Origin of the sequence: Subtercola vilae, from assembly GCF_004923255.1 — a bacterium.
Taxonomy (GTDB): Bacteria; Actinomycetota; Actinomycetes; order Actinomycetales; family Microbacteriaceae; genus Subtercola; species Subtercola vilae.
Genome location: NZ_QYRT01000012.1, coordinates 90,332 through 104,493 on the forward strand (window position 1 = coordinate 90,332; position 14,162 = coordinate 104,493).

The window sequence follows — 14,162 nt, forward strand, 5'->3', positions numbered from 1 at the left end:
TCTAGAGCACGTCTTTGTAGGTCTCTTTGGCGAAGAAGACAGCCACGAGGGCGATCACATTCACCAGCACGCTGAAGAGCGCAACGTAGATGGTGTTCGGCGGGCCTCCCGCTGCGAGCAACAGAGCCGCGCAGATGAGCGGGGTGAGGCCGCCGACCGACCCGGCGATCTGGTAGCCGAGCGAGGCACCCGTGTAACGCAGGTGCGTCGGGAAGAGCTCGCCGAGCCACGCGGCCATCGGGCTGTAGCAGATGGAGTGGCCGATGCCGATGAGACCCATGGTCACATAGACGCCGCCGAGGTCGTGCGCGTTCAGTTGGTCGAGCATGAAGAACACGCTCACCGCCTGAATCACGAGCCCGATCGTGACCACGAGCTTTCGGCCCCAGTAGTCAGAGAGCGTGCCGAAGATCGGTTGGCCCAGAAAGCCGATGGCCGCCGTGAACAGCACAACATTCGACATCTCCGAGGCGGTGAACCCCACCTGCAGGCCGTATGCGGCGGCGAACGTCGAATACACCGAGCTGATGGCGAACGGCCCGACAACCAGACAGATCGAGATGATCAGCGCCTTGGGGCGGCGCAGCACCTCCAGAATCGGTGCCTTCTGTTTCACGGTCGCCGTGACCGCTGCCTTCTGTGCCGCCAGAAAGATGGGGCTCTCGTGGATGCCGAGACGAATCCACAGGCCGACGATCACCAGCACTGCCGAGAACAGGAACGGCAGCCGCCAGCCCCAGCTGAGGAGTTCGTCTTTGGGCAGCAGTGCCACCAGCGCGAACACCCCCGTCGCGAGCAGGATGCCCCCCGTCAGCCCCATCTGGGGAAAACTACTCGAGAACCCCCGCCGCTTCGGCGAGTGCTCCATGGCGATCAGCACGGCACCGCCCCACTCGCCGCCGGCTGCGATGCCCTGCAGAAAGCGCAGCACGACAAGGATGATCGGTGCGCCCATGCCGATCTGGGCATAGGTGGGGAGGAGGCCGATGATCGTGGTGCCGATTCCCATCAGGATGATCGAGAGTACGAGCATCCGTTTGCGACCGATTCGGTCACCGAAGTGCCCCCAGATCGCTCCCCCGATGGGGCGGGCGAAGAAGCCCACCGCAAGCGTGGCGAAGGAGGCGAGCGTGCCGACGCCCGGGGCCACCTCCGGAAAGAAGACGAGCGGAAACACGATCGCCGAGGCAATGCCGAAGACGTAGAAGTCGTACCACTCGATGAGGGCCCCGACGAAGCTCGAGACGAGAACGCGTCGAATCTCCTTCGGCGTCGAAACGGTGACGGTCGCTCCCTCAGGATCGATCACACCCGTCGTAGTTCCTGCTGTTTCGTTCACAAAGATCCTCCATCGCATCTGTGACTGCCGCGTCGTCGCGTGGGGTTTACGCTAGCACATTTATCTTTTATAAAATATTAAAGATACGCGAACAACATGGCGCGAGATCAGTCTCTCCCGCGTTGGCGCGTCAACTGCCGAGCGGGGCCGCCAGCTCGAGATTGATGTCGTCGGGGTCTTGCAACGACACAATGACAAGGTTGAAGTCGGGCAGCGGCGTGACCTCGCCGTGAACGACCCCGGCGGCAGTCAACCGTTCGGCCGCGGCGTGCAGCTCGGCGAACGTCGCCACGGCAAAGCTCAGATGATCGAGCCCCACCCGGTTCGGGTTGAACCGGTCATCCTTCGGCGCCACCGGGCGGAGACCCATGGTTTGGCCGGCGAACGTGAATGAGCAGCCGCCATACAGACGCGCGGGGTCGTCATGGATGCTCGGGTCGTCGATCTGGTCGCTGAAATCGTTGCCGGGTGGCGTGCCGAACAGGCTCTCGTAGAAGGCCTTGCTGCGGCCGATGTCGGTCACCGTGAGACGAATGTGCGAGAACCCCCGCGGCTGAAAGACCTGAGACGTCATGCCCCTATCGTCTCAGCTCTCGCCGACAGCGGTGGGCTCCGTGTGAGGGGTGGGCTCCGTGTCACCGGCGGGCTGCCACAGCTCGACGCGGTTGCCCTCCGGGTCGGTGAACCAGCCGAATCTGCCGAAGTCGAAGCTCTCGCGGTGGTTGTCGACCTCGACACCGAGCTCGGCCAGCCTGTCTAGCATGGCATCGAGATCATCGACCTGCAGGTTGATCATCACGTTCTGCGACCGCGGAAAGTACTCATCGTCGGCGCCGAACAGCGCGAACACCACCTGGGTGCGCTGCTCGCTGGCGGGAAACGCGAAGTAGCCACCCGACCGGCCGAGGCCGAGGTGCTTCTCGTACCAGCCGTACAGGGCCTCGGGGTCGTGGGCGCGCACGAACGCGCCTCCGAAAGCGGTGATCGACGCCATCAGGCCTCCCATTCAGAACTGAATTCCCTGATCATACGCGCTCAGAAGCGTACGCGAACAGGAGATTCGCTGGGCAGCGTGCGTACGGCAACCATCACCCCGAAACTCCTGTTTTATGGTGCGATCACGGCCGGCACCGACCGACTCCGCTCAGTGGTCGCAGCCGCAGCTGTGGCCGCATAGCGGGCGGCGAGCACCCCGAACGCGGCCGCCAACTCGGGCGGCCCCACCACCTCGATGTCGGTGTCGAACCGGCCGAGAGACGCCGCGAGCGCCACCCACGACCACGAGCCGGCGACCAGGCTGCACCGATGGGGGCCGAGGTCTTCGACAGCCTCTCCCTCTGCGAAGGGCAGCACCTCACGGGCGGGCAGGTTCAGGATGACCGTTGCCACGCACGGCCAGCCCCCACCCTGCTCTGACCCTGCGAAGCGCGCCGCCACGAACGCCTGCACGCTGGCGCCTCCCGGCAACTCGCGCCGAGAGAACCGCGGCCCCGGGGCACTCCTCGGCTCGAATCGGTCGACGCGAAAGATGCGCCAGTCGGCCTTCTCCAGATCCCACGCCACGAGGTACCAGCGTGCCCGCGAGGTGACGAGGTGGTGCGGCTCGACGCGGCGCGGCCCGCGAGGCACGGGCTGCTCGCTCGGCTCAGGCACAGACGCAGACCCAGGCTCAGACCCAGACCCAGACGCAGACGCAGACCCAGACGCAGACCCAGACGCAGACTCAGACCCAGGCTCATACAAAGACCCAGACGCCTCCGCATAGTCGAAGCGCAGCACCTCCCGGGCTCGAATCGCCAGCGACAGCGCCACAAGCACATCGGGTGACACCGTCTCGCGACCGCCTCCTCCGCCGGCGCTTCTGCCCGCCGCCGGGGTCGCCGCCGTGCCGGCCGCGACCCCCGTCGACCGCTCGGGAACCGCCGTGAACCGCAGCGCGTCGAGTCGGTGCCGCAGCCGCGACGGCATCACCTGGCGCACCGTTGCCAGCGCACGAACTGCGGCCTCCCCCATGCCGGCGCCCGCCACGATCGCCGACTGCAACCCCACCGCGAGCGCCACAGCCTGTTCGTCGTCGAACAGCAACGGCGGCAGTTCGCTGCCCGCCTCGAGTCGGTAGCCTGCGCCGGGGCCCTTGGTGGCGCGCACGCGGTACCCCATCTCGCGCAACCGATCGACGTCGCGGCGAACGGTTCGCTGGCTGACCTCGAGCCGGTCGGCCAACAGCTGACCCGGCCAGTCGCGACCCGTCTGCAACAGCGAGAGCACCAGCAGCAGGCGTGAGGTCGTCGAAATCATGGGACTCATGGTAATTCGAATAGAGGCCCGAACCTGTCCTGCACTGGCGCGAGAGTAGACGCAGTCGGGACAAGCCCGGCACCACCCATCAGGAGCAACCATGACGATCACCACCACCCCTCACCTCAACTTTCGGGGCAACGCTCGTGCGGCGCTCGAGTTCTATCACTCGGTCTTCGGCGGCCAGTTGGTCGTTCTGACGAACGAACAGGCCCACAGCGCCCAGACGCCCGCCGAGGCCCAGCAGGTCAAGTTCGGCCAGGTCGTGGGCGACAGCGGCTTTCAGATCATGGCCTACGACGTTCCCGCGAGCGTGTCGTACGAGCAGGGCGACAAGTCGCTCTTCGTGTCGGTGCGCGGCACCTCGGCAGAGCAGATCAGCGAACTCTGGGGCCGGCTCTCGGCAGGGTCGACCGTCATCGAAGATCTGGCGCCGTCGTTCTTCTCTCCTGCCTACGGAATGCTGAAAGACAGCTTCGGCGTGGTGTGGGTACTTGATGTGGCGGTTGCGTACGAGCCCGCGTGACCCGGTGAGAGCGGGCGGGGCCGGATGATCATCCGGCCCCGCCCGTCACAGCACCAGCACCAGCATGCCGAGCACACGGTACCCTTGAGTCACTCATGGCAGACAACAACGCATCACACGTATCCCCCACCGACTCGCTCGAGGCACGCCTCGACGCCGCCGTCGAACTCGACGGAGCCGACACTGTTGCGCGCCGGGCCGCCGCGCTGCTCGCCGGCGGTTACGAGGGTGAAGACTTCTTGCGGGTTGTCGGCGGCGCGCACGCCGAGGGCATTCTGGGCGGGGCTCCGGCCCCGTACTGGCCCGAGCTGTGGGGAGCCCGTGCTCTGCTCTACATCTGGAACGATGCTGCGACGCCCATCGTCATCGCGAATCTCGCCAACCAGTCGTGGCGCGTGCGCGAGATGTGCGCGAAGGTGTGTGCCGCCCACGGTCTCGGCACACCGAAGGAGCTTGCCCGGCTGACAACCGACGAGCAGTCCCGGGTGCGCCAAGCCGCTGCCCGTGCGCTGGTGACGATCGGCGACGCGTCGAGCATCGGTACCCTCGAAGTGATGCTGCGCGACCACGACAAAGAAGCCCGTCGCACCGCACAGCAGTCGCTCACAGCGCTGCACACGCGCCTGAACGAGGCGTAGCCCGAGCGCTGCCTGACCGCCGCGCCGCCTACGCCCCCGGGCCGACGGCCGCGAACAGCGTGGCTGCGAGGCGCACGAGGGCAGCACGATCGGCCTCTGACGACGGTCGCAGCAGCGCGTCGAGGCCCAACGAAACCTCTTCGACGAGCTCGGCTGCGAGGGTATGCGCAGCAGCGGTCAGCTCGACGAGGGTGACCCTGGCATCCGTCGGCGAACCCCGTCGCACGACGAGGCCCCTGCGCTCGGCCCGGTCGATGAGGCCGGAGACCGACGAGCGGTCGAGTTCGAGTACGTCGGCGATGGCCGCCATGCTCGGGGTGCGGTCGCGAAGAATTCCGAGCAGCCGCAGCTGGGTGACCGAGAGGTCGTGCACCGACGCGACCCGCGTGAGAACGAGCTGAACGGCGAAACTGAGTTGCACCAAGGCGTCGACCACCAGGGGTGTCTCGCCGACGCCGGATGTCGTTTCGCTGGGTTCGCTGGGCATGTTCCGATGATAGTTGATTTAGTTGGTGTCACCAAGTATATGATTGGTGACACCAACTAAATCGAAGGAGGGCGCCATGCACGCCGCCGTTGTCAGAGACTGGGCCACCCCGCCCCGCTACGAAGTGTTCGCCGACCCCACAGCGCTCGGCGAACACGAGGAGGTGGTCGAGGTGCTGGCGTCTGGACTGCACCCCCGCGTGCGTTCGCAGGCCGCGGGCTCGCACTACACCTCGACCGACACTCTGCCGCTCATCCCCGGCATCGACGGCGTCGGCCGCCGCGCCGACGGTACGCTGGTGTACTTCGTTCTCCCCGACACGAACCTGGGGGCTCTCGCAGAGCAGACGGTGGTGGATGCCCGCCGCCTGGTCACCCTGCCCGCGAGTTCTGACCCGGTGCTACTCGCGGCGGCGATGAACCCCGCCATGTCATCGTGGATCGCTCTTCGCGACCGACTCTCGTTCACCGCCGGCGAGTCGGTGCTGATCATGGGTGCCACCGGCTCGGCCGGCCAGCTGGCCGTGCAGGTGGCGAAGCATCTCGGCGCCGGCGAGATCGTCGTGGCCGGGCGAGGCCAAGCGCGGCTCGATCTGTTGAGGGCACTCGGCGCTGACAGAACCATCGACCTGGCAGGCCCCCTCGAGCAGGTCGCCGCCGACTACGCCGCGCGAGCGGCCGAGGTCGACGTGGTGCTCGACTACCTCTGGGGGCCGCCGACCGAGCTGGCGCTGCCCGCGCTTCTGCAAGCGCGACGCGACCGTGGCCGCCTTCTCTCCTGGATCGAGATCGGATCGGTTGCGGGCCCCGACATTGCGCTGCCGTCGGCCGCCCTCCGTCAGGCCAACGTGCATTTTCTGGGCAGCGGGCAGGGCTCGGCCAGTACCGCCGGCATCCTCGCCAGCCTGCCGGCTCTTGTCGAAGAGCTCAGCCGGGGCAGTTTTGTGATCGATGCCGTGACCCGGCCGCTTCGCGACGTCGAGGCGGTATGGGGCGAGCGCAGCCAGAGTTCGGGTGAACGAATCGTGCTGGTGCCCTGACAGGTCGGCCTGCGCCGGGCACGGCCGACCCTTTATACCTCCCGAACCCCCGCTTCGCCAACTGTCACATTCTGGCTAGGTCAGTGTCGGCCTGTCTGATTCACTCGGAATATGAGACAGCTACATTACGGCGCCGGCGTCATCACCGTGAGTTTCGCCGTGTGCTCGGCCGTGTTCGACTACACGGTGGCACTCGCGAATGCGGGGCGCACCGAGCGCATCACGGTTCCCGTGCTGGTTGACGGCGAGAGGGGCTTCTCAAACCTGCTGCTCGGGCCGACCACGCAGTTGTACTGCACCTCACCCGACAGCGCTGCTGTCAGTGCGGCCGACAGTACGGTCGATCTCGACGACGCGGAGCTCATCGAGACGCTCGCGCGAAAGACCGCCGAACTGGCCGAGAACCCGCCACTTGTCGCGTCGAACCATGAACTCGACATCGAGACCATCGACCTGGACTGAACGGGCCGGGCCCCGGCGGGCTCCGACCAAGACCGTCTGGCCAGGCCCAGGCCCCGCCACAGTCAGACTCAGACGGTCAGACTCAGGCCCCGGCCGTTCGGGTCAGGCCGGAGCCTGCGCCAGCTTCTCGGCGATGAGTTCGAGTCCGCCGGCGCTGTTGGCGCGGTTCATCATGGCCTCGATCCAGGCCCGGTTCAGCGGTATTCGCTTCGAACCGTAGTAGCTGAATTCGACGAACATGTGCGGGTGCATCCAGAGCGTGTTGTGACCGCTGCTGAGGTCGGAGGAGCGTTCCCAGGTGAACGAGAAACTTTCGCCCCGGCGCAGCTTGGTGAGAATGACGGCCTGCAGGTGCGCAAGGTCACGATCGTCGATCGAGATGGGCTTCGCCGCCGGACCGTAGGTGAGAGTGCCCATGCGAGCAGAATATCAGGTCGTTTTGGTGGCTACGGCCTCGACGAGTGCCGCCCGGCGACCGAAGCGGATGCACCAGGAAGCAAGGCCCGGCGCTCTTCGACGCTGCGGTGCGCGAACAGCAGCACCGACCGCAGCGGCTCGGCGGCCGAGATACGGGCCGGTGCGCTTCGCCAGAACTCGAGGAAGATCTCACCTGTCAGTTCTTCAGCGAGAAGTTTGTCATCGATACCGGCACACACGATGCCGTGCACGCGGGCCGACATGACGTCGTAGAAATCACCGAATGCGTCGTGATCACCCTGCGCCACACGCCGCAGAAGGTCGGCGGCGAACGACAGCCCGGAGACAGGTGGATCGTCGGCTACTGCGTCGTGAATGCTCATGAATTACCCCTGTGATCAGCGAATCGCTGCCAGGGTCTTGGGCAACACTTGACGATACCAAGGGTCTCAGCCGACGACCGGAATCGGTTTGACACTTGACGAGCGCGACATGCTGTGCATACGGCGCAGATCAGTTGCAGACGCCGAGGTACCGCTCGGCCTCCGTCACCAGAGCGGCCGCGGCGCTTTCTGGTCGGGCGGTGCGGGCGAGTTCTGCGCAGCGACCGACCACAGCGCGTGCAAGTGGCTGATCGGGCCCCGGCCGGTTCCCACCTCGAGGGCGTCGGCATGCCGAAGGCTGTCGAGCAGCCAGTGCTTCGAGAGCGTCAGCGAGCGGACCCAGTCGAGGGTCTGAGCCTGGCGGGTTGCGAGCGCAGACGACAGCGAGCATCCGGTGCCGTGAGTGTTCACCGTGGCGACCCTCTCACCGGTTGATTCGAAGAGCCCCGCGGCGACCCTGCCCGAGGCGTCGACCAGGGCGTCGGGGCTCAGGGCTCCCTCGAGGTGGCCGCCTTTGGCGAGCACGATCGCTCCGGTGTCGGCCGACAGGCGCCGGGCCTGCTCGAGCGCCGTGGCCCAGTCGGGTGCCAGGGGTGCGCCGACAAGCACGGCAAGCTCAGGCAGGTTGGGCGTCACGAGGTCGGCGAACGGCACGAGACGCCGTACGGCGTCTTCGGCGTCGGCGGCGAGCAGACGGTGACCACTCGTCGACACCATCACGGGGTCGAGCACCACGATCGGCGGCCGCACCGTGTCGAGCCAGCCTCGCACGACAGCCACGGTGACGGCCTCCCCGAGCATTCCGATCTTGACGGCGTCGATGACAACGTCGTCGCTCACCGCGTCGAGCTGTTCACGCAGAAACTCGGGCGGCGGCGTGTGCACCGAACGCACCCCGTGCGTGTTCTGGGCCACGAGCGCGGTCACGACGGCCATGCCGTAGCCACCGTTCGCCGCGATGCTCTTCAGATCGGCCTGGATGCCCGCCCCACCGGTGGGGTCGGTGCCCGCGATGCTCAGCACTCGTGGCACGGCTCGGGCGACGGGGGCCGGGCGGTCGGTGGGGCTACTCATTGTCGCGCTCGCCGACCCGGCGGGCGACGGGGGCAGTGGTATCGGCGGCGGGCGAGTTCCACGCGGCGACGAGCAGTTCGGCCTCGCGCCGAGGGTCGGCGGCGAGGCACAGAAGGGAGACCACCGCGGCGCCGACGCCTCCGGCCTGGCGGATGGCCGGCAGGTCATCCCGCCGCACTCCCCCGATGGCAACGCACGGCACTGAGCTGGCCAGAGCGAAGCCCGCGAAACCGTCGATTCCCAGGGGTTCTGGATGATCGGCTTTCGTGCTCGTCGGGCGAATGACCCCCACGCCCGCGTAGCTCACGGTGCCGGGCGTCAGGGCGCCGATGGCGTCGAAGTGCGCCGCCGTGTTCGCCGTCAGGCCCACGATCGCCTCGGAGCCCACCAGCTCGCGAACCCACCGCACCGGCAGGTCGCCCTGGCCCACGTGCACCCCCTGAACCCACGCACCCGCGGCCTTCGCCGCCAGATACACGTCGACTCGATCGTTCATCAGCACGGTGGCATGCCCCTGGCAGACCTGCCCCACCGCAACCAACAGCTCGAACGCCTCAGCGGCCGACTCATTCTTCGCGCGCACCTGAACGGTGTGCACCCCGCCGAGCACGGCCTGCCGAACGGTCTCGACGACGCCCCGGTCGCCACACAGCGCGGTGTCGGTCACGAAGTAGACCGCGGGGTCGAAGCCGCGCGGAGCCGAACTCAGAGCGGTCACGCGAGCACGAAGCGTTCGCGCAGCTGGTCGCCGGTCAGCTTCGCCAGAGCGTCGACGAATTCGGCCGCAAACGAGCCGGGCCCGGATGCCCGTTCCGCCGCGATCTCGGCCGCAACCGTGTACGCGGTGATCGCCGCGACCGTCGCGTCGAACGCGTCGGCGCTTCCTGCGGAGGCGGCCGCGTCGGTACTGGCCGCATCGGTACTTGCCGTGTCGGCGGCCGCGCCGAGGAACGCCGCCATGACGGCGCCGAGCGCGCACCCGCCACCGGTGACGCGGGTGAGCAACGCGTCTCCGTTCGCCAGACGCAGGGTTCGAGTGCCGTCGGTGACGATGTCGATGGGGCCGGAGATGGCCACGACCGAACCGAAGGTGCGCGCGAGGTGCTGTGCGGCATCCAGAGCATCGTCACCCGTGTCGGTGGAGTCGACGCCACGCCCACCCGCGCCGCCGCCCGCAAGCGCAATGATCTCGGAGGGGTTGCCGCGCACGAGGGTCGGCCGGTGCGCAACAAGCTCGGCGGCGAGCGCGGTGCGCACCGGCAGCGACCCGATGGCGACGGGGTCGAGCACCCAGGATGTGCCGTGCGCGACGGCTGACAGAGCCGCCTCGAGCATGGCTTCACGCTGTTCGGCGTGCGGGGTTCCAAGGTTGATGAGCAGGCCCGAGGCCACCGCGGCGAACGGCCCGGCCTCTGCCGGGATGTCGACCATGGCGGCCGATGCCCCGACGGCAAGCAGAACGTTTGCGGTGAAGTTCACCACCACGCTGTTGGTGATGCACTGCACGAGCGGCGGTTGCGCGCGCACCCGGTCAAGAAGCGCGATCGATCGTTCGACGATGTCGTGCGTGGTTGTCGCTGCGGTCGTTTCTGGTGCCAGGCGAATGGTCATTCGCGACATCCCTTCGCTAGTGCTAACTAGATCAGGTTCAACGGGTCTCATCTCAGCCCGCTGTGTGGGGCACCCCGTGTCACTCAGCACGATTCTAGCGGGCACCGCCCGCCGGCGACTCAGCGGGGAGGGGTCAGGAGGTGGCGGCGATGAGGGCGAGAGCCTCGCTCACCACGCGGGCGGGGTCGTCGCGCTGAATGGAGTGTGCGGCGCCCTCGACCACAGCGAACGTGATCGCCGGGTTGGCCGTCGCGAGTGACAGGCCTTCGGCCTCGGAGAACACCGGAGGTTCGATTGCCGGGTCTGCGCCGAGAATCCGCATGCGCCGGGTCGTGTTGGCGACGACCGCACCGACGTTCCACGGCACATTGTCGAGCAGCGAGTGCTCGACGACGAACGGGCTGATGGCGCGGGCCGCGATCAGTTTTTGGTGGGCGTCTTCGGCGTGCCAGCGGGGGTTCTGCGCCAGATGGTCGGCGACGGTGCCCGAGAGCAGAGCCGACGACATGTCGTGGGCGATGCCCGGAACCGCGTCGTCAGCCGCGGCGAAGAGCGGGTCGAGCAGCAGTGCTGCAACGGCCCACTCGGGGTGGCCTGCGAGCGTGTGACCCGTGATGGCGCCGCCGAGCGAGTGCCCGATGACGAGGGTGTAGGGGCGGGCATCCGGAGCAGCCAACCGCAGCAGGTCGGCACTGAATTCGGGCAGTGTGTAGCTGAGGGTGCGCGGCGCGAGCCCATGGCCGCGGAGGTCTGGAGCTTCTACGAAGAACCCCTCGGCGGCGAGCAGGCTGGCGACCCGCCACCACACCGCCCCGGCCGAGGTGAGACCGTGCACGAGCAGAATTCGGCGCTCTGAGCGGGGGTCGCCCCACGACGTGACAGGAAGTTGCACAGAAACGGCCGAACGCGCAGACACAACGGGAGCACTCATGGCACCAACTTACCGGCGCGCATTCGTTAGGCTCAGCACCAGTCGGAGGCTCCTTCGACTGAGGGGTGGGGATGCACGGTGAAATCGAACGCGTTCAGAGCGGGTTTTCTGGCGACACTCGGCGGGCTGATCGCCCTGGTGCTTGGGCTGGCTGTGTCGTCGATCGCGACGGTTCTCGTCTACCTCGCCGCGGCGCTGTTCATCGGGCTCGGACTCGACCCCATCGTGCGCCTCATCGAGCGTCGGGGGCTGAAACGCATCTGGGCGATCAGCATCGTCTTCGCGGGCTTCGTCGTTGTGCTGGTGGGAATGCTCTTTCTCATCGTGCCCGTGGCCATCACCGAAGGCGCCTCGCTCATCTCGTCGTTGCCCACGTCGGTCTCTGATCTCGCCGGCCAGTCGTGGTTCGTGTCGCTGAATGCCTCACTCGGCGGTGTCATCGACCTGAAAGCCATCTCGGCCTCGCTCGGAACCTTTCTGAGCGACCCGCAGAACCTGCTCACCCTCGGCGGCGGCCTGGTGAAGGTGGGCAGCACGGTCATCGGCGGCGTGTTCGGCACCATCACCATCGTGATTCTCTCGCTGTTCTTCCTCGGCTCGCTCGACGCCTCGAAGAACGCGCTCTATCTCATGGTGCCGGCCTCCCGCCGCGCCGGCGTCATCACCATCTCCGAGCAGATCATCTCGTCGGTGGGCAAGTACACCATCGGCCAGGTGATCCTCGCGGCATCGAACGGAGTGCTCGGCTTCATCGCGATGAGCATCATCGGGGTACCGTTCGCCGGCGTGCTGGCGGTGATCGCGTTTCTGCTCGCGCTCATCCCGCTCATCGGCACGATCATCAGCGCAGTGCTCATCACCCTCATCGCGCTCTCCGCCTCGCCGTGGGCCGCTCTCGCCGTCGGCATCTACTTCCTGGTCTATATGCAGGTCGAGGCATATTACTTCAGCCCGAAGGTGATGAGCCGGGCTGTGGATGTTCCGGGCATCCTCGTCGTCATCGGGGCCCTTGTCGGAGGAACCCTGCTCGGGGTACTCGGGGCACTGGTGGCCGTGCCGGTCACCGCTGCGATTCTGATCATCGTCAAGCAGGTCGTGATTCCTCGCCAGCAGCTCGCCTGATCGGGGTCAGCCGAACACGCCGTTCACGTAGTCGTATGTGCGCGAGTCGATCGGGTCGGAGAACATCGCGTCGGTGTCGCCGTGTTCGACGATGCCCCCCGGTTGCCCCTGCGCCGCGAGGAAGAACGCACACTGCGTCGACACCCGCTGCGCCTGCTGCATGTTGTGCGTCACGATCACGATCGTCACGTCGTTCACCAGCTCGAGCATGGTCTCTTCGATCACGCGCGTCGAGGTGGGATCGAGTGCCGAGCACGGCTCGTCCATCAGCAGCACGGCGGGCGTCACAGCCAGCGAACGTGCGATACACAGGCGTTGCTGTTGACCACCCGACAGTCCGCCACCAGGCGAACGGAGACGGTCGTTCACTTCCCTCCAGAGCCCCGCCTTGGTGAGGCAGTTCTCGACCAGGAAGTCGCGTTCGTCTTTCGACGCACGCGTGCCGGTGAGTTTGAGCCCGGCCAGAACGTTGTCGTAGATCGACATGGCCGGAAACGGGTTGGGCTTTTGAAAGACCATGCCGATGCTCTTGCGAGCGTCGACCAACTTTCGATCGGCGTTGTAGATGTCACTACCGTCGATGAGCACTTCACCGGCGAGGCTGGCCGAGGGCACAAGCTCGTGCATGCGGTTCAGAATGCGCAGGAATGTCGACTTGCCGCAACCGGAGGGGCCGATGAGCGACGTGATGACGCCGGCGGGCATGGTGAGCGAGACCCGATCAAGCACTTGGTGGTCGCCGAACCACGCAGAGATGTTGCGCGCTTCGAGGGCGGCAAGCGATGGCTGCCCGGCCTCCGATGCAGCACGCATGCTGCGCCGGCTCTGCGGTGGCAGCACCTCGGTGATGTCGTTTGGTGGCAGGGAGGTCATGGCAGTCGATTCTCTACGGTTCGGCGAGGTGGGGCATTTCGGGGTGGGCCCGCGGTGGTCACAGCAGGTTGGGCAGCAGCAGTGTCATCTGGTTGGCCACGTACAGCGCGGCGAGCAGCGACAGCGGAACGAATACCACCCAGGTCTTCTGCGCACCGATTCTGCGGTATGCCCACACCGCCGCCATCTCGACCACGAGCAGAAACTGCAGGGCGAACACGAGCGCCCAGGCGGTCGACGTGTCGGTCGACATAGCCAGCTCGGCAGACGGTAGAGCGATGAAGGTGGTCTGTCGCTTGCCGGCGGGCTGCACCAGGCTCGTCAGCTGGGTGTCGACATAGGCGATCGCTGTGGGAATGAAGGCCGGCCCCCGTGCCGTCACAAGCGTCAGCCGGCTGGTACCCGGGGCGTAGGTGGGCACCGGGTCGCCGGCATAGCGAACGCCGATCACGGCAAAGGTCTGCGAACCCTGACCGGTGAGCACGGTCATCCGGTCGCCCGGAGCCAGCTCTTGAATCCGCGAGAACGGGCCGCCGTAGGCCGCGGCGCGGGCCATCACGGTACTGATTCCCGCCTGACCGGGCAGCACGGAGTCACGCCGATGGCCTGGGCCACCTTCGAGCACCGAGGCCGAGGTGCCTTCGCTGAAGACCTCGTGCACTCCGATCGAGGGAATATCGATGATGCCCAGCGGCGTCGCATCAGCAACAAGGCTGTTGTCGAAGGTGGCCTCGCTGACCGGTGCGGTACCGGCCGCCAGCGACACTCTCAGTTCGTTCATGGCCTGCTGCTGCGAGACGGCGTGCTGAATGTGGCTGAGAACCATGAGGTTGGCCGCAAACGCGAAGAGCATGGCGGCGACCAGAATCAGCACACCGCGGAGAAAGTTCTGAAGGGGGGTGAGCGGCACAGACGCGGAGGGCGGAGGGCGCCGCGGCAGACGCCGCGGTCGGGGTGGGCCG

18 protein-coding genes and 1 riboswitch are annotated in these 14,162 nt (G+C 66.8%); of the genes, 5 read left to right on the forward strand and 13 right to left on the reverse strand.

Annotation, left to right across the window (positions count from 1 at the left end; genetic code table 11):
- Position 1 precedes the first annotated feature (1 nt).
- The 4 genes from D4765_RS08495 to D4765_RS08510 all read right to left on the reverse strand — a co-directional run bounded on the left by D4765_RS08495 (position 2) and on the right by D4765_RS08510 (position 3,637).
- Positions 2-1,339, reverse strand: coding sequence for an MFS transporter (locus tag D4765_RS08495; protein ID WP_161580398.1), 1,338 nt, complete (start codon positions 1,337-1,339; stop codon positions 2-4).
- 130 nt (positions 1,340-1,469) lie between these two features.
- Positions 1,470-1,913, reverse strand: coding sequence for a VOC family protein (locus D4765_RS08500; RefSeq protein ID WP_136641860.1), 444 nt, complete (start codon positions 1,911-1,913; stop codon positions 1,470-1,472).
- Positions 1,914-1,925: 12 nt separating this feature from the next.
- Positions 1,926-2,333 (reverse strand): VOC family protein, encoded by a 408-nt coding sequence (locus D4765_RS08505; RefSeq protein WP_136641861.1) that lies wholly within the window; start codon positions 2,331-2,333, stop codon positions 1,926-1,928.
- Between the two features lie 113 nt (positions 2,334-2,446).
- On the reverse strand, positions 2,447-3,637 hold the full coding sequence (locus tag D4765_RS08510; protein ID WP_136641862.1) for a helix-turn-helix transcriptional regulator: 1,191 nt from the start codon (positions 3,635-3,637) through the stop codon (positions 2,447-2,449).
- A gap of 100 nt (positions 3,638-3,737) precedes the next feature.
- Between D4765_RS08510 and D4765_RS08515 the strand changes: the two genes are divergently transcribed.
- Together D4765_RS08515 and D4765_RS08520 are read left to right on the forward strand one after the other, a co-directional pair.
- Positions 3,738-4,163, forward strand: coding sequence for a VOC family protein (locus D4765_RS08515; protein WP_136641863.1), 426 nt, complete (start codon positions 3,738-3,740; stop codon positions 4,161-4,163).
- 95 nt (positions 4,164-4,258) lie between these two features.
- Positions 4,259-4,801, forward strand: coding sequence for a HEAT repeat domain-containing protein (locus D4765_RS08520; protein ID WP_136641864.1), 543 nt, complete (start codon positions 4,259-4,261; stop codon positions 4,799-4,801).
- Between the two features lie 28 nt (positions 4,802-4,829).
- Here D4765_RS08520 and D4765_RS08525 read toward each other — a convergent pair whose 3' ends face one another.
- Complete coding sequence (locus tag D4765_RS08525) at positions 4,830-5,288, reverse strand: MarR family winged helix-turn-helix transcriptional regulator (RefSeq protein WP_136641865.1); 459 nt, start codon at positions 5,286-5,288, stop codon at positions 4,830-4,832.
- 76 nt (positions 5,289-5,364) lie between these two features.
- Between D4765_RS08525 and D4765_RS08530 the strand changes: the two genes are divergently transcribed.
- Positions 5,365-6,327, forward strand: a complete 963-nt coding sequence (locus D4765_RS08530) for a quinone oxidoreductase family protein (protein ID WP_136641866.1) — start codon at positions 5,365-5,367, stop codon at positions 6,325-6,327.
- A 111-nt stretch (positions 6,328-6,438) separates the two neighbouring features.
- Positions 6,439-6,789 (forward strand): hypothetical protein, encoded by a 351-nt coding sequence (locus D4765_RS08535; protein WP_136641867.1) that lies wholly within the window; start codon positions 6,439-6,441, stop codon positions 6,787-6,789.
- A gap of 102 nt (positions 6,790-6,891) precedes the next feature.
- Here D4765_RS08535 and D4765_RS08540 read toward each other — a convergent pair whose 3' ends face one another.
- From D4765_RS08540 to D4765_RS08565, 6 genes are all read right to left on the reverse strand, one after another.
- Positions 6,892-7,206, reverse strand: coding sequence for a DUF7882 family protein (locus tag D4765_RS08540; protein WP_136641868.1), 315 nt, complete (start codon positions 7,204-7,206; stop codon positions 6,892-6,894).
- Positions 7,207-7,235: 29 nt separating this feature from the next.
- The gene (locus tag D4765_RS08545; RefSeq protein WP_136641869.1) at positions 7,236-7,589 is read right to left on the reverse strand and encodes a sigma-70 family RNA polymerase sigma factor; all 354 of its coding nucleotides are present in this window, start codon (positions 7,587-7,589) and stop codon (positions 7,236-7,238) included.
- 165 nt (positions 7,590-7,754) lie between these two features.
- Complete coding sequence (thiD, locus tag D4765_RS08550) at positions 7,755-8,663, reverse strand: bifunctional hydroxymethylpyrimidine kinase/phosphomethylpyrimidine kinase (RefSeq protein ID WP_136641870.1); 909 nt, start codon at positions 8,661-8,663, stop codon at positions 7,755-7,757.
- On the reverse strand, positions 8,656-9,381 hold the full coding sequence (thiE, locus tag D4765_RS08555) for a thiamine phosphate synthase (RefSeq protein WP_237280321.1): 726 nt from the start codon (positions 9,379-9,381) through the stop codon (positions 8,656-8,658). Before thiE ends, thiD begins: the two co-directional genes overlap by 8 nt.
- Entirely contained in the window at positions 9,378-10,274 is an 897-nt protein-coding gene (gene thiM / locus D4765_RS08560; protein ID WP_136641871.1) for a hydroxyethylthiazole kinase, read from the reverse strand. Before thiM ends, thiE begins: the two co-directional genes overlap by 4 nt.
- Positions 10,266-10,361: riboswitch (TPP riboswitch) on the reverse strand. It overlaps the preceding gene by 9 nt.
- A 46-nt stretch (positions 10,362-10,407) precedes the next feature.
- Positions 10,408-11,205 carry an alpha/beta hydrolase gene (locus D4765_RS08565; protein WP_136641872.1) on the reverse strand — a complete coding sequence of 266 codons (798 nt, stop codon included), beginning with the start codon at positions 11,203-11,205 and terminating at the stop codon, positions 10,408-10,410.
- A 78-nt stretch (positions 11,206-11,283) separates the two neighbouring features.
- Here D4765_RS08565 and D4765_RS08570 point away from each other — a divergent pair, with 78 nt between their 5' ends.
- Positions 11,284-12,327, forward strand: coding sequence for an AI-2E family transporter (locus D4765_RS08570; protein ID WP_136641873.1), 1,044 nt, complete (start codon positions 11,284-11,286; stop codon positions 12,325-12,327).
- Positions 12,328-12,333: 6 nt separating this feature from the next.
- Here D4765_RS08570 and D4765_RS08575 read toward each other — a convergent pair whose 3' ends face one another.
- Together D4765_RS08575 and D4765_RS08580 are read right to left on the reverse strand one after the other, a co-directional pair.
- The gene (locus D4765_RS08575; RefSeq protein ID WP_201799265.1) at positions 12,334-13,140 is read right to left on the reverse strand and encodes a phosphate ABC transporter ATP-binding protein; all 807 of its coding nucleotides are present in this window, start codon (positions 13,138-13,140) and stop codon (positions 12,334-12,336) included.
- A gap of 118 nt (positions 13,141-13,258) precedes the next feature.
- The coding region (locus D4765_RS08580) for a sortase (RefSeq protein ID WP_237280322.1) at positions 13,259-14,162 on the reverse strand (904 nt) is incomplete at its 5' end.